This window comes from Streptomyces sp. NRRL F-5123, assembly GCF_000721495.1.
In the GTDB taxonomy this organism is placed as follows: Bacteria; Actinomycetota; Actinomycetes; order Streptomycetales; family Streptomycetaceae; genus Actinacidiphila.
This window is the reverse complement of the sequence record NZ_JOHY01000036.1, coordinates 20,515-38,480: the sequence shown is the minus strand read 5'-3', so window position 1 is coordinate 38,480 and position 17,966 is coordinate 20,515. Positions and strand designations below refer to the sequence as shown.

Genomic DNA, 17,966 nt, shown 5'->3' with positions numbered 1-17,966 from the left:
ACGTCATGGTGATCGGAGCGGGCCTCGCGGGCCTGTCCGCAGCGCACCACCTGCTGGACGCCGGCCTGACGGTCGGCGTGCTGGAGGCCGCGGAGCGGGTCGGCGGCCGGATGGCCACCGACACCGTCGACGGCTTCCGGCTGGACCGCAGGCCCCAACTGCTCAACACCTCCTACCCGGAGTTCCACCGGGTGCCGCGACTGCGGGGGCTGCAGCTCGCCCCGCTGGCGCCCGGCGCGCTCGTACGCTCCGGGGGGCGCGGCTACCGGGTCGGCGACCCGCGCGGCATACGGGCGGCGGGCCTCGGCTCCGCGCTGGACCGCGCCCGGCTCGCCGCGACCCTCGGGCGGCTCGCGGGAGCGCCCGACGGGCGGCTCGCCGCGCGTCCCGAGACGTCCGCGGCGCAGGCGCTCGCCCGGCGCGGTTTCGCGCCGCGCAGCGTCGAGGGCTTCCTGCGGCCGCTGCTGGCCGCGCTGCTGTGCGACCCCGAGCTGCAGACGTCCAGCCGGGTGGCCGACCTGGTGCTGCGCGGTTTCGCGCGGGGCCGTACGTGCGTACCGGCCGGTGGCGCGGCGAGCCTGCCCGAACGGCTCGCGGCCGCGCTGCCGCCGGGGACGCTACGTCTGGGTACGCGGGCGGACCGGGTCGCGGTGCACAGTGTGCGCACCGCGGACGGCACGGAGCTGCCCTGCCGGGCGGTGCTCGTGGCGACGGGTGCGCGGGCCGCGGCGGAGCTGCTGCCGGGGCTGCGGGTGCCCGGCTTCCACCAGGTGACGGTCTACCACCACGCCGCGCCCGTGGCACCGTTGCGGGAGCCGGTGCTCGTCCTTGACGCGGACCGGCTCGGGCCCGTCTCGCACTCGCTGCCCGCCTCCGCGATCGACCCCACCCGCGCCCCCGCCGGGCGCTCCCTCGTCACCTCGGTCGTCCTCGGCCCGCCGCCGGACGGCGACTCCGACAAGTCCGTGCGGGCGCATCTCGCGGAGCTGTACGACACGCCGACGGACGAGTGGGAGCTGCTCGGCTTCCACACCGACCCCGAGGCGGTCGCGGCTATGCCGCCCCCGCACGACCTCCACCGCCCCGTCCGCCTGCTCCACGGCCTCTACGTCTGCGGCTCCCATCGCACGTCCAGCACGTTGCAGGGCGCGCTGATCTCCGCGCGCCGCGCCGCTTCCACGGTGGTCCGTGACACCCTCCCGTCCCCGTCCCCCCACCAGGCCGCCGCCTGACCCCGCCCCCACGGGGGGCTCGCGCTGCCGCGCGGGGGCTTGCGCTGCCACGCGGGGCGCGGGTCGTCACCGGCCCGAAGGGGCAGTCCGGTCTCGTACCGGACCACCGGCCGGTGGCAGGTTGCTCGCGCAGTTCCCCGCGCCCCTGATGTACCCGGCGCGGGCAGGCGCAGCCTCAACAACGAGTCCCCCGCGGCAGAACACGGCTGCGGCTACGCCGCCGGGCATGAACTGCCCCGCCGGGTGAGCGTTTTCAGGGGCGCGGGGAACGGCGCGGCCCACCCCCACCGGGGCGCGGGCCGCCACCCACCCAAAGGGGCAGTCCGGTCTCGTACCGGACCACCGGCCGGTGGCAGGTTGCTCGCGCAGCCCCTGATCGTCGCCCGGCGCGGCAGACGCAGCCTCAACAACGAGTCCCCCGCGGCAGAACACGGCTGCGGCTACGCCGCCGGGCATGAACTGCCCCGCCGGGTCAGCGTTTTCAGGGGCGCGGGGAACTGCGCGACCCACCCCCACCGGGGCGCGGGCCGCCACCCACCCAAAGGGGCAGTCCGGTCTCGTACCGGACCACCGGCCGGTGGCAGGTAGCTCGCGCAGCCCCTGATCGTCGCCCGGCGCGGCAGACGCAGCCCCGGGATTGTCGCCCGGCGGCGGCAGGCGCAACCCCCGGGCGGTAGCGCGAGCGCTTCCGGGGCGGGGTCAGAGGGGGAGGCCCGCGGGGGAGGTGCGGGTGAAGAAGGCGCGGGCGGCGGAGGTGTCGCGGTAGGGATCGAGCCGCCGCGCGAAGTCCCGCGCGTAATCCGCCGCGCGAGCGGACCGCATGTCCGCCGCCCCGCGGACCACCTCCGCCCCGAGCGCGCACGCCGCGTCCACCTCGCCGAGGGCGAGCCGCGCGGAGGCGAGGACGGCACGGCAGAAGAGCCGGCTGCGCGCGTAGCCGGCGGCGCGCAGCTGGAGCGAGCGCTCGGCCTGCGCGACCGCGGCCCGGTACTGCCCGAGGTCGCGGTGGCAGTGCCCGAACTCGTCCGCGAGCTGCGCCTCGTCGAAGAAGCGCGCCCACGCGGGCAGCTCGTCGCCGGGCCGGGCGGCGGCGTACGCGCGCTCCGCGCGGGCGAGCGCGGCGGTGCACGCGCGGGTCTCGCCGAGCACGCCGTGCCCGCGCGCCTCCGCCGCGTGCAGCAGCGCCCGTACGGCGGGCGGCGCCGTCGTCCCGACCCCCTGCTGCGCGACCCGCGCGAGCTGCACCGCCTCCCGCCCGTGCCCGAGGTAGACCGCCTGGCGGCTCATCGTGACGAGGACGTACCCGCCGTGGACGCGGTCCCCCGCGGCCTGGGTGAGGCGCAGCGCCTGGACGAAGTAGCGCTGCGCGAGGCCGTGCGCCCCGATGTCGTAGGAGGTCCACCCGGCGAGCCGGGTGAGGTCGGCGACGGCGCCGAAGAGCCGGCGCCCCTGCGTCTCCCCGTAGGTGCCGCGCAGCATGGGCTCGGCCTCGTGCTCGAGGTAGCGGACGAGGGCCTGGCGGGCGTGGCCGCCGCCGTACGCGTGGTCCAGGGCGCGGAAGAGGTCGCCGACGGCGCGCAGCGCCGCGATGTCCCCCGCCCCGACGCGGCCCGCGGCGGTGGGCGGGACGCCGCGGGCGTCCTGCCCGGCCCCGCGCTGCGTGCCGCGGCTCTGCGCGGGCACCCGCACGCCGCTCTGGCCGTACGCGGCGGCGGGCCCGCGCACCGCGGCGCCGTAAGCCCCGCCCGGGACGCGTACGGCCGTGGCCGTGCCGGGCGGCGGGGTGCGCGGGGCGGCGACGGCGGTGCGCGGCGGCGGGAGGGGGGCGGACAGGCGGCTCACGGAGTCGTCGGCGGCGCCGATGAGCCAGTCGCGGCTGGGGACGACGAGGCCCGCAGGGGAGAAGGCGATCTTGCGCAGTTCGGCCTGGTTGCCGGTGTCCTTGCGCCACAGGCCGCTCACGATGTCGATGGCCTCGGCCGCGCCGGCTGCGTATTCGAGCCCGGCGTAGACGGGCGCGCACGCGTCGAGCCCGAGGTCCTGCGCGGACAGCCGGCGGCCGAGGCGCTGCGTGAAGACCTCGGCGATGAGCGCGGGCGTGGTGCCGCGCGGCTGCTGGCCGCGCAGCCAGCGCGTCACGGAGGTCTTGTCGTAGCGCAGGTCGAGGCCGTGCTCCTGGCCGAGCCGGTCGACCCGGCGGGCGAGTCCGGCGTGCGAGAAGCCGGCCTCGGCGATGAGCGCGGCCAGCCGGGCGTTGCGGTGCTGGGTGCGCCCGCTCCGGCCCGTACCGCCGGGTGCGGCGGCGACGGTCTGCGGGGCCTGGCCCGTTGCCAGGTCCGGGTCGGCTTCCAGGTCCGCGTCCATCGCCGCTTCGTCCTCCTCGTCCGGTGCGAACTGCGCGGGTGGGGGGTGGTGGCCGGCGGCGGTCGGGCGTCCGGGCCCGGGGGCCGGGACGACGGAGGGTCCGTTCGGGGTGCGCGGCGTGACACGGTCGGCCATCGGCGGTACGGCCCTCTTCCTCTGCGGCAACGTCGGATCGGCGCGAATGTAACGGTCTGCGCCGTCCGCCTCGCCACAAGAGCCCCGTATTCGTCCGATTGAGCGACAACGGTCCACATTGCCGGGTAAGCCGGCTGCGCCGATGGCGGCCACCGTGGTATGGGTCACGCCGTTTCGCGCCGGGCGGGGCCGCCCCGCGCAGGGTTGCTCCGCCTGGCCGCCGTACAGTTGACGGGGCGCCTCACGACAACCCGCGTCGGCCGCGCCGCGCACCGCAGAGGAGTCGCCGTGAGTGAGCTGAAGTTCGTTCACCTGGGTTTCGGACCCGACGCCGTGGAGTACCAGGAGGCGTGGCAGCAGCAGCGCACCGTGCACGCCGCGCGCTTCGCCGACGAGATCCCGGACACCTGCCTGCTGCTGGAGCACCCGCCGGTCTACACCGCGGGGCGGCGCACCGAGGACAGCGAGCGTCCGCTGGACGGCACCCCGGTGGTGGACGTCGACCGCGGCGGCAAGATCACCTGGCACGGCCCGGGCCAGCTCGTGGGCTACCCGATCCTGAAGCTGCCGCGCCCGGTCGACGTCGTGGCGCACGTCCGCCGTATCGAGGAGGCCCTCATCCGCGTGGCCGCCGACTTCGGCGTCGAGACCTCCCGGGTGGAGGGGCGCTCGGGGGTGTGGGTGCTGGGCGACCCGGTGGAGCAGCGCAGGCGAGATGCAGCGCAGGTTGCGGGTTCCGACCGAGGAACGAGGGAGGGACACGCGGCCGGAGCAGAGTCGAGCCGGAGCGCGACCACAGGCGTGGAGCAGCGGCCGAGCGGGCTGACCCTGGACTTCGACCCGCGGCTGACGGACGACGAGTTCGACCCGCGGCTCAACGGCCCGGAGTACGCACCCTCCAACGCCGGCCAGCGGCGCGAGGACCGCAAGCTCGCGGCGATCGGCATCCGCGTGGCCAAGGGCGTGACCATGCACGGCTTCGCCTTCAACTGCAACCCCGACACCACCTGGTACGACCGCATCGTGCCGTGCGGCATCCGGGACGCGGGCGTCACCTCGCTGGCGGAGGAGCTGGGGCGGGACGTCACCGTCGCCGAGGTGCTGCCGGTCGTCGAGAAGCACCTCGCCGACGTCCTGGCCACGGCCGTCCCGCTGCCCCGCGTCATCGACACGCCTTCCAGGAATTCCGCGGCGTAAGCTGGCGTTCACCGAAGAATCAAAGCCTCAGGCACAATCTCAGCTTTAGGGAGCCGGTCGTGTCCGCAGTCTCACCCGACGGACGCAAGATGCTGCGCCTGGAGGTCCGCAACAGCGAGACCCCCATCGAGCGCAAGCCCGAGTGGATCAAGACGCGGGCGAAGATGGGCCCCGAGTACACGCAGATGCAGTCGCTCGTGAAGCGCGAGGGCCTGCACACGGTGTGCCAGGAAGCAGGCTGTCCCAACATCTACGAATGCTGGGAGGACCGCGAGGCGACGTTCCTGATCGGCGGCGACCAGTGCACCCGGCGCTGCGACTTCTGCCAGATCGACACCGGCAAGCCGCAGGCGCTGGACCGCGACGAGCCGCGCCGCGTCGGCGAGTCCGTCGTCACGATGGACCTGAACTACGCCACGATCACCGGCGTCGCGCGCGACGACCTGGAGGACGGCGGCGCCTGGCTGTACGCCGAGACGGTGCGGCAGATCCACGCCATGACCGCCGGGCGGGCCGCCGGACGGACCAAGGTCGAGCTGCTCGTCCCGGACTTCAACGCGGTGCCCGAGCAGCTCGCCGAGGTCTTCGGATCGCGCCCCGAGGTGCTGGCGCACAACGTCGAGACGGTGCCGCGCATCTTCCGCCGCATCCGCCCAGGCTTCCGCTACGAGCGCTCCCTGGACGTCCTCACCCGGGCGCGCGAGGCGGGCCTGGTGACCAAGTCCAACCTGATCCTGGGCATGGGCGAGGAGCGCGCCGAGGTCAGCCAGGCGCTGCAGGACCTGCACGACGCGGGCTGCGAGCTCATCACCATCACGCAGTACCTGCGGCCCTCGGTGCGGCACCACCCGGTGGAGCGCTGGGTCAAGCCCGCGGAGTTCGTGGAGCTGAAGGAGGAGGCCGAGGAGATCGGCTTCGCCGGCGTGATGTCCGGGCCGCTGGTCCGCTCGTCCTACCGCGCCGGGCGCCTCTTCCAGCAGGCCGTCGACCGCCGCGCGCAGCTGGGCGCGCTGCCCGGCGCGGTGCACGCGGGCTGAGCCGTACCGGCCCCGCGGGGGCCGGCGTGTGAATCCCCTCACCCGGCCCTGCCCGGCTGCCGGAAGAGTGACCTGGCGGGGCGGGGTGCGGGCGGGGGCGCGGCTTTCATGTGAGATTGACCGGGTGGTCACCGGCTGGTAACACGTTGTCGCGAGCCTGGTTCTCACGGCCGGGGCGGCAGACGCGCCCGCACCGCCCCGCACCACGCACGACACTGCGCACTCCGGTTCGTCTCGTTGCTCCTGAGGGGGACGCCATGCCGTCCGAGTCGGTCCATGCACGTCCGTATCTGCACCTGCCCACGCATACGCCGGTCGCCGGCGCGCTGCGTGCTGTCGAATCGTTTCTGCTGCGCGGTGGCCAGCAGACCGCCCGGCGTAACGCCTGGGCGTCCGTCGTCGCCGACCGGCAGCGCGCCAGGGACCGCCGGGAGGCCGAGCACGAGATGGCGGCCCTGGCCACGGCCACCGTCCCCGATCCGGCGGCGCCCCTGACGACGGCCGCGCGCGAGGACGCCGTACGCGACTGAAGCGGGTCCCGCGCAGCAGGCGGTCGCCGTGACGGCTGAGCCGGCGGCCACGTATCCTTTGCCCCATGGCGAGGAAGACATCCGAGAACCCTGGGCGACTGGCACAGATCGCTCAGACATACAAGATGACCCGGCAGGCCGACCCCAAGGTCGGGCTGATCGTGGCGGCTGTGGGAATCGTCACCTTCGGTGTCATCCTCGCACTCGGATTCCTGATCGATCATCCGATCTGGGCCGGGATCCTGGGACTCCTGCTGGCCTTCCTCGCGATGGCGGTGATCTTCGGCCGCCGTGCCGAGAAGGCCGCCTTCGGCCAACTGGAGGGCAAGCCCGGCGCGGCCGCGGCAGTACTCCAGAACGTGGGCCGCGGCTGGACCGTGACACCGGCGGTGGCGATGAACAAGAGCCAGGACGTGGTGCACCGGGCGGTCGGCAAGGCCGGTGTGGTGCTCATCGGCGAGGGCAACCCGAACCGGGTCAAGGGCCTGCTGGCCAACGAGAAGAAGAAAGTCTCCCGGATCGTCTACGACGTGCCGGTGCACGACTACATCGTGGGCACGGCGGAGGGCGAGCTGTCCCTCAAGAAGCTGCGGACGACGCTGCTGCGCCTCCCCCGCACCCTGACCGGCCCGCAGACCACCCAGGTCAACGACCGGCTGCGCGCGCTGGGCGACCCGATGTCCAAGCTCCCGATCCCGAAGGGTCCGCTGCCGAGGGGCATGCGGATGCCCAAGGGCCGCTGATCTCTCCCTCACCTGACCAGGAAAGGGCGCTCCCGTCGCGGGGGCGCCCTTTCGGCTGTCACGGCGTTCGGGTTCCGACCGTTCCGGACCGTTTCCGGACCGTTCCGGATCCTCCGCAGTTCGGGAGCGGCGGCTCAGACCCGGATCTGGACGGTCTTGACGGCCTTGTCGTGCAGGCCGCGGGTGTCGCGGTCGAAGACGACGGCCGGGACGACGAGCAGCACCAGTACGGCGCGCAGGAGGGCACCCAGCAGGGTGAGGCGCGTGCCGTCGACCTGCACGACCCGCGTGCGCATGATCAGCTTGCCGGGGGTCGCGCCGACCAGCCCGAGACCGATCGTGCTCACCGCGCCGAACACGAGGAGCGCCCAGTTGCTCGCCAGATGTACGTCACGGTGCGCAAGCAGACCGTATGCGATCAGCACGCTGAGGAACCAGTCGATGAACAGCGCGGCGATGCGCCGGCCGACCGACGCGATGGAGCCGGGTCCGCTCTCCGGGAGCCCGAGCCGCTCACCGCGGTACCCGAACTCCACGCCCATCTTCTCGGCTGCCGCACGGGGCCCCGAGAGCCACGATCCGATGACTTCCCTGTTGTCCACCCGACCACGGTAACCCCCGGACGGCCCAGCGCCGCGCGCCGGGGACCAGGCGCGTCACCACCCGGTTAACATCCGCGAAACAAATGGGTCATGCTGGAGAAATGCCAGGTCTTTATGGTCATGGCAGTGTGGGCCGCCGCAGTGGCCGCACCTCGATCGCCACCCCCGGCCGGCCGGCCGGGCCTAGGAGGAGTGGGATGTTCCAGAACGCCGACGACGTCAACAAGTTCATCTCGGACGAGGGCGTCAAGTTCGTCGACGTCCGGTTCTGCGACCTGCCAGGTGTCATGCAGCACTTCACGGTCCCGGCATCGGCGTTCGACCCGGCCGAGGAACTGGCCTTCGACGGCTCGTCCATCCGGGGCTTCCAGGCGATCCACGAGTCGGACATGGCGCTGCGCGCCGACCTGTCCACGGCGCGTGTCGACCCCTTCCGCCGTGACAAGACGCTCAACATCAACTTCTTCATCCACGACCCGATCACCGGCGAGCAGTACAGCCGCGACCCGCGGAACGTGGCGAAGAAGGCCGAGGCCTACCTCGCGTCGACCGGCATCGCCGACACCGCGTACTTCGGCCCGGAGGCGGAGTTCTACGTCTTCGACAGCGTCCGCTTCCAGACGTCGTCGAACGAGTCCTTCTACCACATCGACTCCGAGGCCGGCGCCTGGAACACCGGCGCGCTGGAGAACAACCGCGGTTACAAGGTCCGCTACAAGGGCGGCTACTTCCCGACCCCGCCGGTCGACCACTTCGCCGACCTGCGCGCCGAGATCAGCCTGGAGCTGGAGAAGTCCGGCCTGCAGGTCGAGCGCCAGCACCACGAGGTCGGCACCGCGGGCCAGGCGGAGATCAACTACAAGTTCAACACGCTGCTGGCCGCGGCCGACGACCTGATGCTCTTCAAGTACATCGTGAAGAACGTCGCCTGGCGCAACGGCAAGACCGCGACCTTCATGCCCAAGCCGATCTTCGGTGACAACGGCTCCGGTATGCACGTCCACCAGTCGCTGTGGCAGGGCGGCACCCCGCTCTTCTACGACGAGCAGGGCTACGCGGGCCTGTCCGACACCGCCCGCTTCTACATCGGCGGCATCCTCAAGCACGCCCCGTCGCTGCTGGCCTTCACCAACCCGACGGTGAACTCCTACCACCGCCTGGTCCCCGGCTTCGAGGCCCCGGTCAACCTGGTCTACTCGCAGCGCAACCGCTCGGCGGCGATGCGTATCCCGATCACCGGCTCGAACCCGAAGGCCAAGCGCGTCGAGTTCCGTGCCCCCGACCCGTCCTCCAACCCCTACCTGGCCTTCTCCGCCCTCCTCCTGGCGGGCCTGGACGGCGTCAAGAACAAGATCGAGCCGGCCGAGCCGATCGACAAGGACCTCTACGAGCTGGCCCCCGAGGAGCACGCCGGCGTCCCCCAGGTCCCCACCTCCCTCCCCGCGGTCCTCACCGCCCTGGAGGAGGACAACGAGTACCTCCAGGCCGGCGGCGTCTTCACCGCCGACCTGATCGAGACCTGGATCGACTTCAAGCGCACCCACGAAATCGCCCCGATCCAGCTCCGCCCGCACCCGCACGAGTTCGAGCTCTACTTCGACCTGTAAATCCGGGTCCTTGACCCCCCTGTCCGGGGGGTCACAACAGAGCCTCTGAGCTGCGAATACGCCGCTCAGAGGCTCTCGTCGTCGCTCGCCCGTCCTCACCCTCAGGTGAATGGATGTGAAATGACGGGCTTGCAAGCTGACCGGGCATCAGCCGAGGAGGCAGGGCCGGTCGCCGTCACGTGGGGTGCCACAACCAGCCCTGTCCCTGGTTCCGCCAGTGGCCGGCCGGCGGCAGGTGGTCTAGCCGGTGACGTACGTCGGGTAGTACGTCACCGCCTTGCCGCAGTAGGTGGGGGCCTTGATCTGGCTGTTCACCGGGGAGCGGCAGATCTGGATCACCAGCGTCTCGCTGACCACGCTGCCGCTCCGGACGTCGATACCGCCCCTGAGGGGGAAGCCGAATCCGACCACGCCGTTGTCGACCTGCTCATGGGCGGTGGTCACCGCGTTCGCTCCGTCATAGATCGTGAAGCTCGCGTCCGATTCGTACCCGTCCTCGGCGCACGCGAAGGAGCCGCTGGAGGCGGACTCGGGCTGGTCGCTGAGCGTGCCGTTCACGTACACCACAGCGTGCCAGGACTGGTCGACGACCCAGCTGAGGGTGCCCTGCGTGAGGCCGTGCGGGCAGGCGTCGGCGGACTGGGCCGAGAACGCCTGGGACGGCGAGGCGTCCGCGCTTGCCGTGGTGGGCACAGCGAGTACGCCCGCGAGCAGGCCGGTCCCTAAGGCGAGGGATCCACGGGTGAGCGATGTCGTGCACTTCATCTGACATCCCTTCGGGGATGGGCGGCGCCAGGGTGAGAACGAAGCGGGTACCCGCGCCGCCGTGGGGGGAATGAGTGACGCACACCACGCTATCGGCGACACCGCCGGCCCCGACAGCCCTCGCCGCGTCCGAACCGGCCCCGCGGCCGGCGCCGGCGGGACGGGATCGCCATGCCCGCCGAAGGGGAAACCGGCTGCTCATCGCATCCGTGCAGGCCCGCCGGTCCGCACGCCTCTCGCGGGCTTCCACCCACGATGTCCCCATCCGGACCCGCGGCAGCGAAGCCGCTCCCGCGGGCCGCCGAGGGGGACCCCCATCGCCTGCCGGGCTACATCGGTGGCACTCGGTGATGCCCCGCAGCGAGCACGGCGACGTGCATCCCGTCGGCCTGCGGGACGCGGTGCTGCCCGGCTCCGTCAGACGTCGGGGACCAGGCGGCGGGCGTCGCCGGAGTCGGGTTCGAGCGGAGGGTCGTCGTCGAACCACGGGGTGACGATGTCGGGCGGGACGCGGCGGAAGGCGGTACCGGGCTCCTTGAAGACCCGCAGCGGTGGGCCCGCGTACCAGGTGTAGGACTGGTGGATCAGGATCGGGTTCAGGAGGTCACGGACCGCGGCGAGGGTGGCGTCGGAGGTGTGGAGGGTGGGCTCCTCACCACCCACCACCGCCCCCGGCGGAAGGTCACCGCGCGGCACGGGCTGGTAGCGCAGGCCGAGTTCGGCGCAGCGCGCGGCCACCTGTGCCGCGCCGCCGAGGGCGTCGAGGTGCGTGGCGGTCAGGAAGTTGCGGGGGAAGTAGCCGCGGGGATGGGTACGGGCCTGGGTGGCGCCGTCCGGAATGGCGAAGTACGTCTCGTAGGGAGTGCCGTGCGGGACCGGGACGTCGTAGCTGACGGCACCCCAGACCGTAAGCGGCAACCGCCCAGCCGAGTCGAGGAGTTCTTCCCACAGCGCGTCGATGTCCTGGTGCCTGTCCTCGGTCTGCTGTGCGGGCCCGGTGTGCAGACCCAGTTCCCAGGTCGGCCTGCCGAAGACGGGCTGGAGGATCAGCACCGCACTCGGTTCGGTTTCCTCGGCGTCGCGACGCATTGAGGCGAGTGACCAGCGCAGGAAGACGTTCGATGTGCGTCCGTCCGCGAGGCGGGCCAGTGCCTCGTCCTCCCCTTCCGGACCGGCGGGCAGGCGTTCGAAAGTCTCCGCAAAGCCCGTTTGCGCCCCGTCCGCACTGGCAGCTGGGTCGAGGCCTCCCACTCCCCCGTGCACCTGCTCGATGATCCGTCGCGTCCATTGTGCGACGTCGGCGCTGTCACCCTCGGCCACAAGGCGCAGTTTCAGTACGTGCGGGACGTCGGTCCGGCGGCCGAGGAGTCGCTGGCGGGCCTGCCACCAGGCCGTGCCGTCGCCTTCGCGTCGCAGCATTCCTTCTCCGTTTCGGATCTCAGGCCGCGAGCCCGAAGCCGTCTTGGGTCCCGGCAACGATACGCGGCAGACTCCACGGCAGCAGCTCGCCTTCGAACGGGGCGAGCGGTCCCTCGGTCACCGACGTACCTGTGACGAGTTCCAGACCGAGTGCAGGCACGAGGGGCACGGTGAGCGCCGCGAGGCTCTGCCAGAGGTAGGCCTTTCGGCCGAGGACGTTGAGCTGCTCCATGAGCGGATCGACCTGGGAGTTGGCGGCAGTCTGCGCCGCCAGGTAGAGGCAACTGCTCAGTGAGGCGTTCAACGGGCTGATCACACCCCATGCCATTGGCGACCTCGGTGAACGTCTCAAGGTCCATACCGAGGTTGGAAGCCGCAAGTTGGACGGACGCGAGCTCCCGCTCGAACTCCTTGGAGCGGTCCTTCTCCTTCTTGAGTTTGAAGGAGGAGTAGTAGATCAGTCCCTGCAGACTCTCGATGTTCGGGTCCGGATGCGTGTAGTTACGGCCGTACGTGTCCCAGTCGGCGGGCTGGAAGACGGTGACCAGTTGCCCGGTATGCGGATTGATTTCGGAGTTCGGGACCAGGACGCCGTCATCTCCCGCGTGGGCGTTGATCCCGGTGTTACGGAGCCCCTCGATGTATCCACGGAGCTGCAGCATGGTGCTGGCAGAATTCCCGTAGGTGGTTCCGATCTCAATTGCCTGAGTCGCGGGCTTCATCTCGTAGAGCCACCAGCCGGTGCCCGTTCCTTCCGGAGCCATGGGCATGTTCTGGATGCCGAGGTCGGGCTTACCGACGCCGCCTGCCGGGCCCGCGTCGGGGATCGCCCATTGGCCGGCACGGGGCCCGTAGTTACGGTTGACGTCCGCGTAGACGTTGTTGACGCCGTATCGTGCGGCGAACTGTTCCCACGCCATCTGGACTGCGAAATCGTGGTTGCGGCGTCCTGCGCGGCCGCCCGCAGGAGTCGGGCCTCCGGCGGCAGGCTCCAGGTCCGCAGGCCCCGACGATCTGAGTCAGTCGAAGAGGGCGACGAGTCCGTTCACCCAGATCGCGAAGAACGCGAGGACCGCCACCAGGCATCCTGCCCCTGCGAGGAAGTCGGCGAAGGCGCTCCACCTGCTGTCCGCCTTCTCGCCGGACGGCACCGTGTCCCAGTCGACGGGGCGTCCCATGGCATCGGAGCACGCTGCCCGCACCGATGCCAGTTGCTCTCCGGCGAAGGTGGTTCGGGCAAGCGACTCCGGGCCCTGCCAGGCAAGTGCCCGCATTCGCTGCGGAGCCGTGCGGTATCTCGCTTCGAACGCGGTGGTCTCCTGTGCGTCCCGGTCCTGTTCGAGGTACATCCAGCGGCCTGCTTCCGCAGGGTCTCCGTACAGGCGGTACACCTCGGCCAAGCGCCGGCGAAGCATCAGGTCGTTGGGAAAGGACGACACCAGCCCGCGCAGGCGCTGGCGCGCGACGGGGACCCGGCCGGCGGCCAGGTCTGCATCGACCCGGGCAAGGGTGTCTGTCAAAGGCATGAACGCATGATCGGGTACCGCAGTGGCCACCGTCGACCCGGTTTGTCGCTCAGCAGCGGCTCGCCCCCGACGGCATCGGGGCGAGCTCTGCCGAGACGGGCCACCAGCGGTTACGGGACAGCGGCGAGAGCGGTTGGGGGCGGATTGGACACGCGCCGGGCCGACGGTCGCGGCAACGCCAGGACGGCGGTGCGGCACCGCCGCCACGGCTCCGGTCCGGGGCAGGATGGGTTCATGGAAAGGGCAGGACGGGCTGCGCTCGTGGTCATCGACGTGATCAACACCTACGACCACCCGGACGCCGATCTGCTGGTCGCGTCGGTACGGGAGAAACTGCCCGCCCTCACCAGGGCGCTGGCCGGTGCGCGCCGGAGCGGCACGGAGGTCATCTACGTCAACGACAACTTCGGCCGGTGGCGCTCCCACCACGACGAGCTGGTCGACGCGGCGCTCAGCGGTCCGCACGCGGAGCTGGTGGAGCCGCTGGTGCCGGACGAGGAGTCGCTGTTCGTCGTGAAGGCCCGTCATTCGGTCTTCTACCAGACGCCACTGGAGTACCTGCTCCAGCAGGAGGGCATCGGGCACGTGGTGCTCTGCGGCCAGGCGACCGAGCAGTGCGTGCTCTACTCGGCGCTCGATGCCCACATCCGGCATCTGGAGGTCACGGTGCTCCGGGACGCCGTGGCCCACCTCCACGCCGATCTGGCGGAGGCGGCGCTGCGCATGATGGAGCGCAACATGGGCGCCCGTCTGACGGACGTCGACGCCATGCGGTGGTGAGCGGCTGTCCGGGCGTACGCGTCGCGCGTGGCGCCGTACGGAGAGCACGGTGCGGGTCCGCAGGCCTCCACCGTCAGCTGAGCCCGCCGGGGGGAATCCGTTGCGCCGATCGGCGGATGTCGACGTGCGCGCTCCCGGTTTCGGGGTACTCAGCGCCGAAGGGTGGCCGCTCCCGGCCCCCGCGTCCCGTCCTTCGGTGTGGTGGGAGGGTGATCGGCGGTGCCGGTGTTCCGCAGACGGCGGATGCGTGCGCGCGCGGCGGTGCGCGGAGCCGTGCGCTCCGGCGTCACGGCCCTCGACCAGCGGCTGCCGGTCAGCGAGACGGTCCGGGTCGTGCTGCGCAAGGCCTTCCCCGACCACTGGAGCTTCCTCCTGGGCGAGCTGGCCCTCTACAGCTTCGTCATCCTGCTGCTCACCGGGTCGTGGCTGGCGCTGTTCTTCGACTCCGGTTCACGCCAGATCCTTTACCACGGCAGCTACGCACCGCTCGCCGGGCTGCCGGTGTCCGAGGCGTTCGACTCGACGCTGCACATCAGCTTCGACGTCCGCGGCGGGCTGCTGGTCCGCCAGATGCACCACTGGGCGGCGCTGTTGTTCCTCGCTTCGATGGCGGTGCACATGCTCCGCAACTTCTTCACGGGAGCCTTCCGCAAGCCGCGCGAGATCAACTGGATGATCGGCGTGCTGCTGTTCTTCGTCGCCCTGCTGGAGGGCTTCTGCGGCTATTCGCTGCCCGACGACCTGCTGTCGGGGACCGGCCTGCGCACCGCCCACACCATCGTGCTGTCGATCCCCGTCGCCGGCACCTACCTGGCGTATCTGCTGTGGGGCGGGGCGTATCCGGGGCACGTGCTGATCGGGCGGCTGTTCGTGCTGCACGTGCTCTTCGTCCCGGCCTTGCTCCTGGCGCTGGTGACGGCACATCTGATCCTGGTGTTCTACCTCAAGCACACCCAGTGGGGCGGGCCCGGGCGCACCAACCGGAACGTGGTGGGGCGGCCGATGTTCCCGTACTTCGCCGCCAAGTCCACCGGGCTGTTCCTGCTGGTCTCCGCCACACTCGCGGTCCTGTCCGCGGTGGCGGAGGTCAACCCGGTCTGGACGTACGGCCCCTACCGTGCCGATCAGGTCAGCACCAACGCCCAGCCTGACTGGTACGTCGGCTTCCTGGAGGGCGCGCTGCGGCTGATGCCCCCCTGGGAGACGAACGCGGCCGGGCACACGCTGATGTGGAACGTGCTGCTGCCCGCGGTGCTGCTGCCGGGGCTGCTCTCCGTCCTGCTGCTGTGCTATCCGCTGGTCGAGCGCTGGGTGACCGGTGACAGCCGCGAGCACCACCTGTGCGACCGGCCGCGCGACCGGCCCACCCGTACCGGGCTCGGAGTGGCCGGCATCGTCGCGTACGGCGTCCTGCTCGCCGCGGGCGGGAACGACGTGACGGCCTTCTCCTTCCATCTGTCCCTCAACGCGCTGACGTGGGTCTTCCGCATCGGGTTCTTCGTCGCCCCGGTCGTCTCCTTCGCCGTCACCAAGCGGCTGTGCCTGGCGCTGCAGGAGCACGAGCGGACCGTGCTGATCCGGGGTGAGGAGACCGGGGTCGTTCGGCAGAACGTGCACGGGGCGCTGGAGCCGGGGCACGTGCCGGCCGCGCCCGACAAGCTGTACCGCTTCGTGGTGCGGGATCTGCCGTCCCCGCGGCCTCCCGAGCCCGGCGCACCCCGATGGCGGCGGCTGCGGGTGGCGCTGAGCCGCTGGTACTACGGGCGGCGGGTGGAGCTGGGGGCGACTCCCGAGCAGCGGCGCCGCGCCGAGGAAGCGCTGGCCGAGCCCGAGCGGAGGAAGCGATGACACGCACCCGGCAGGAGCAGGCGCAACCGGAGGCGGCCGGGCCGACGCCGGTGGAGGTGGTGCGGGGCAGCAGGCTGGGCGACCGGCTGCTGCGGTATCTGACGACGACCGATCACAAGGTCATCGGCAACATGTACATGGTCACGGCGTTCGCCTTCTTCCTCTTCGCCGGACTACTGGCGATGGGCATGCGCGCCGAACTGGCCCGCCCGGGTCTCCAGTTCTGGAGCAACGCCCAGTACAACCAGCTGGTCACCATCCACGGCACCATCATGATGTTGCTCTTCGCGACCCCGATGTTCGCGGGCTTCGCCAACGCCGTGATGCCGCTCCAGATCGGCGCGCCGGACGTCGCCTTCCCGCGGCTGAACGCGGTGACGTACTGGCTCTACCTCTTCGGCGCGCTCGTCGTCGTGTCCGGCTTCGTCGTTCCCGGCGGGGCGGCGGCCTTCGGCTGGTTCGCGTACGCCCCGCTGAACAGCGCCGTCCACTCCCCCGGCGCGGGCGGCGACCTGTGGGCGATGGGGCTGGTGATGTCCGGGCTGAGCACGACGCTGGGAGCGGTGAACTTCGTCGCCACGATCGTGTGCCTGCGGGCGCCGGGGATGACGATGTTCCGGATGCCCATCTTCACCTGGAACATCCTCTTCACCTCGATCCTGGCGCTGCTGGCCTTCCCCGTACTGACCGCGGCACTGCTCGCCCTGGAGGCCGACCGGAAGTTCGGCGCGCACGTCTTCGACGCGGCCGACGGCGGGGCGATCCTGTGGCAGCACCTGTTCTGGTTCTTCGGGCACCCCGAGGTGTACATCGTCGCCCTGCCGTTCTTCGGGATCATCACCGAGATCGTGCCGGTCTTCAGCCGCAAGCCGGTCTTCGGCTACATCGGCATGGTGGGGGCGACCATCGCGATCACCATGCTCTCGGCAACCGTGTGGGCGCACCACATGTTCGCCACCGGCATGGTGCTGCTGCCCTTCTTCTCCCTGATGTCGTTCCTGATCGCGGTGCCGACCGGCGTGAAGTTCTTCAACTGGATCGGCACCATGTGGCACGGCAGCCTCTCCTTCGAGACCCCCATGCTGTGGGCCGTCGGATTCCTCACCACCTTCCTGCTCGGCGGCCTGAGCGGGGTGCTGCTGGCCTCGCCGCCCCTGGACCTGCACGTGACGGACAGCTACTTCGTGGTGGCGCACCTGCACTACGTGCTCTTCGGCACCGTGGTCTTCGCGATGTTCGGCGGCTTCTACTTCTGGTGGCCGAAGTGGACCGGGCGGATGCTCGACGAGCGGCTCGGCCGGATCCACTTCTGGACGCTCTTCACCGGATTCCAGACGACCTTCCTGGTGCAGCACTGGCTGGGCGAGCAGGGCATGCCGCGCCGCTACGCCGACTACCTCGCGGCTGACGGCTTCACCACGCTGAACACCGTGTCGTCCGTCGGGGCCTTCCTGCTGGGCATGTCCACGCTGCCGTTCCTCTACAACGTGTGGCGGACGGCGCGCTTCGCGCCCCGGGTCGCCGAGGACGACCCGTGGGGCTTCGGCCGCTCGCTGGAATGGGCGACCTCCTGCCCGCCGCCCCGGCACAACTTCCTCACCCTCCCGCGCGTGCGGTCCGACTCCCCCGCCTTCGACCTGCACCACCCCGAGGCCGCCGGGCTCCCCGTGCCCCGCACGCCCCCGGGCCGGGCCACCCCCGACCCGCACGGCGAGGCGGCCCGATGACGACCGAGGCGTGGCTGTTCGGCGGGGTGTCGGGCTTCTTCCTCGGCACCGGGCTCTGGTACGGGATCTGGTCGCGCGAACCGGCGGGCAGCGCGGTGCTCGGCGTCGCCTTCCTGATGTCCGCGCTGATCGCCGCCTTCTTCGCCAGGACGGCACGGGACGGCGGTGCCCGCCCTGAGGACCGTCCGGACGGCGAGATCGCGGAACGCACGGGCCCGGTGGACTTCTTCCCCGCCCGCAGCCCCTACCCGCCCGTCGTCGGGGCCGGTGCGGCACTGACCGCGCTCGGCGTCGTCTTCGGTGTGTGGCTCTTCCTGCTGGGCCTGGGCGTCCTGCTGGCCGGCGTGCTGGGCCTGGTCTTCCAGTACGTGCACCGTGCGGACCCGCCTGGCACACCCACCGCCGGACACCCGAGGCCACCGCGATGACGACACGCCGCGCCCCAGCCGACGGC

The 17,966-nt window shown here is 71.5% G+C and carries 16 protein-coding genes; 10 read left to right on the top strand and 6 right to left on the bottom strand.

The annotated features are described in order from the left end of the window. Positions 1-5 precede the first annotated feature (5 nt). On the top strand, positions 6-1,232 hold the full coding sequence (locus tag IH54_RS0125075) for an NAD(P)/FAD-dependent oxidoreductase (RefSeq protein ID WP_031520777.1): 1,227 nt from the start codon (positions 6-8) through the stop codon (positions 1,230-1,232). A gap of 699 nt (positions 1,233-1,931) precedes the next feature. Here IH54_RS0125075 and IH54_RS0125070 read toward each other — a convergent pair. Beyond that, entirely contained in the window at positions 1,932-3,731 is a 1,800-nt protein-coding gene (locus tag IH54_RS0125070; RefSeq protein ID WP_234343818.1) for a regulator, read from the bottom strand. 288 nt (positions 3,732-4,019) lie between these two features. Here IH54_RS0125070 and lipB point away from each other — a divergent pair, with 288 nt between their 5' ends. The 4 genes from lipB to IH54_RS0125050 all read left to right on the top strand — a co-directional run bounded on the left by lipB (position 4,020) and on the right by IH54_RS0125050 (position 7,238). Continuing rightward, complete coding sequence (gene lipB / locus IH54_RS0125065) at positions 4,020-4,928, top strand: lipoyl(octanoyl) transferase LipB (protein WP_031520772.1); 909 nt, start codon at positions 4,020-4,022, stop codon at positions 4,926-4,928. A gap of 59 nt (positions 4,929-4,987) precedes the next feature. Then, a complete protein-coding gene (lipA, locus tag IH54_RS0125060; RefSeq protein ID WP_052397845.1) occupies positions 4,988-5,965 on the top strand; it encodes a lipoyl synthase in 978 nt (325 codons plus the stop codon). Between the two features lie 257 nt (positions 5,966-6,222). Next, complete coding sequence (locus IH54_RS0125055; protein ID WP_052397844.1) at positions 6,223-6,495, top strand: hypothetical protein; 273 nt, start codon at positions 6,223-6,225, stop codon at positions 6,493-6,495. A 65-nt stretch (positions 6,496-6,560) separates the two neighbouring features. Continuing rightward, entirely contained in the window at positions 6,561-7,238 is a 678-nt protein-coding gene (locus IH54_RS0125050; RefSeq protein ID WP_031520766.1) for a DUF4191 domain-containing protein, read from the top strand. Positions 7,239-7,372: 134 nt separating this feature from the next. On the opposite strand, the gene IH54_RS0125045 is transcribed toward IH54_RS0125050, so the two are convergent. Further along, positions 7,373-7,840, bottom strand: coding sequence for an RDD family protein (locus IH54_RS0125045; protein ID WP_078862509.1), 468 nt, complete (start codon positions 7,838-7,840; stop codon positions 7,373-7,375). Positions 7,841-8,037: 197 nt separating this feature from the next. On the opposite strand from IH54_RS0125045, the gene glnA reads away from it, so the two are divergent. Then, positions 8,038-9,447, top strand: coding sequence for a type I glutamate--ammonia ligase (gene glnA, locus IH54_RS0125040; RefSeq protein ID WP_031520761.1), 1,410 nt, complete (start codon positions 8,038-8,040; stop codon positions 9,445-9,447). Positions 9,448-9,687: 240 nt separating this feature from the next. Here the strand turns inward: glnA and IH54_RS0125035 are convergent, their stop codons facing one another. The 4 genes from IH54_RS0125035 to IH54_RS0125020 all read right to left on the bottom strand — a co-directional run bounded on the left by IH54_RS0125035 (position 9,688) and on the right by IH54_RS0125020 (position 13,157). Further along, a complete protein-coding gene (locus IH54_RS0125035) occupies positions 9,688-10,140 on the bottom strand; it encodes a hypothetical protein (RefSeq protein WP_031520759.1) in 453 nt (150 codons plus the stop codon). A gap of 489 nt (positions 10,141-10,629) precedes the next feature. After that, positions 10,630-11,631 (bottom strand): hypothetical protein, encoded by a 1,002-nt coding sequence (locus IH54_RS0125030; protein ID WP_031520757.1) that lies wholly within the window; start codon positions 11,629-11,631, stop codon positions 10,630-10,632. A gap of 19 nt (positions 11,632-11,650) precedes the next feature. Beyond that, positions 11,651-11,935 (bottom strand): hypothetical protein, encoded by a 285-nt coding sequence (locus IH54_RS0125025; RefSeq protein ID WP_159012064.1) that lies wholly within the window; start codon positions 11,933-11,935, stop codon positions 11,651-11,653. A 715-nt stretch (positions 11,936-12,650) separates the two neighbouring features. Beyond that, positions 12,651-13,157 (bottom strand): DUF6584 family protein, encoded by a 507-nt coding sequence (locus IH54_RS0125020; RefSeq protein WP_031520753.1) that lies wholly within the window; start codon positions 13,155-13,157, stop codon positions 12,651-12,653. Positions 13,158-13,391: 234 nt separating this feature from the next. Here IH54_RS0125020 and IH54_RS0125015 point away from each other — a divergent pair, with 234 nt between their 5' ends. From IH54_RS0125015 to IH54_RS0125000, 4 genes are all read left to right on the top strand, one after another. Continuing rightward, positions 13,392-13,937 (top strand): cysteine hydrolase family protein, encoded by a 546-nt coding sequence (locus tag IH54_RS0125015; protein WP_031520751.1) that lies wholly within the window; start codon positions 13,392-13,394, stop codon positions 13,935-13,937. Positions 13,938-14,180: 243 nt separating this feature from the next. Then, positions 14,181-15,785, top strand: a complete 1,605-nt coding sequence (locus IH54_RS0125010; RefSeq protein WP_031520749.1) for a cytochrome b — start codon at positions 14,181-14,183, stop codon at positions 15,783-15,785. Further along, entirely contained in the window at positions 15,782-17,512 is a 1,731-nt protein-coding gene (gene ctaD, locus IH54_RS0125005) for a cytochrome c oxidase subunit I (protein ID WP_078862508.1), read from the top strand. Before IH54_RS0125010 ends, ctaD begins: the two co-directional genes overlap by 4 nt. Further along, on the top strand, positions 17,509-17,940 hold the full coding sequence (locus tag IH54_RS0125000; RefSeq protein WP_052397842.1) for a cytochrome c oxidase subunit 4: 432 nt from the start codon (positions 17,509-17,511) through the stop codon (positions 17,938-17,940). Before ctaD ends, IH54_RS0125000 begins: the two co-directional genes overlap by 4 nt. The last annotated feature ends 26 nt before the right edge of the window (positions 17,941-17,966 follow it).

Bases quoted from the DNA above. Each gene is read 5' to 3' on its own strand.
- IH54_RS0125075 (WP_031520777.1), top strand. From the start codon at position 6: ATGGTGATCGGAGCGGGCCTCGCGGGCCTGTCCGCAGCGCACCACCTG.
- IH54_RS0125070 (WP_234343818.1), bottom strand. From the start codon at position 3,731: ATGGCCGACCGTGTCACGCCGCGCACCCCGAACGGACCCTCCGTCGTC.
- IH54_RS0125055 (WP_052397844.1), top strand. From the start codon at position 6,223: ATGCCGTCCGAGTCGGTCCATGCACGTCCGTATCTGCACCTGCCCACG.
- IH54_RS0125050 (WP_031520766.1), top strand. From the start codon at position 6,561: ATGGCGAGGAAGACATCCGAGAACCCTGGGCGACTGGCACAGATCGCT.
- glnA (WP_031520761.1), top strand. From the start codon at position 8,038: ATGTTCCAGAACGCCGACGACGTCAACAAGTTCATCTCGGACGAGGGC.
- IH54_RS0125030 (WP_031520757.1), bottom strand. From the start codon at position 11,631: ATGCTGCGACGCGAAGGCGACGGCACGGCCTGGTGGCAGGCCCGCCAG.
- IH54_RS0125020 (WP_031520753.1), bottom strand. From the start codon at position 13,157: ATGCCTTTGACAGACACCCTTGCCCGGGTCGATGCAGACCTGGCCGCC.
- IH54_RS0125015 (WP_031520751.1), top strand. From the start codon at position 13,392: ATGGAAAGGGCAGGACGGGCTGCGCTCGTGGTCATCGACGTGATCAAC.
- IH54_RS0125010 (WP_031520749.1), top strand. From the start codon at position 14,181: ATGCGTGCGCGCGCGGCGGTGCGCGGAGCCGTGCGCTCCGGCGTCACG.
- ctaD (WP_078862508.1), top strand. From the start codon at position 15,782: ATGACACGCACCCGGCAGGAGCAGGCGCAACCGGAGGCGGCCGGGCCG.
- IH54_RS0125000 (WP_052397842.1), top strand. From the start codon at position 17,509: ATGACGACCGAGGCGTGGCTGTTCGGCGGGGTGTCGGGCTTCTTCCTC.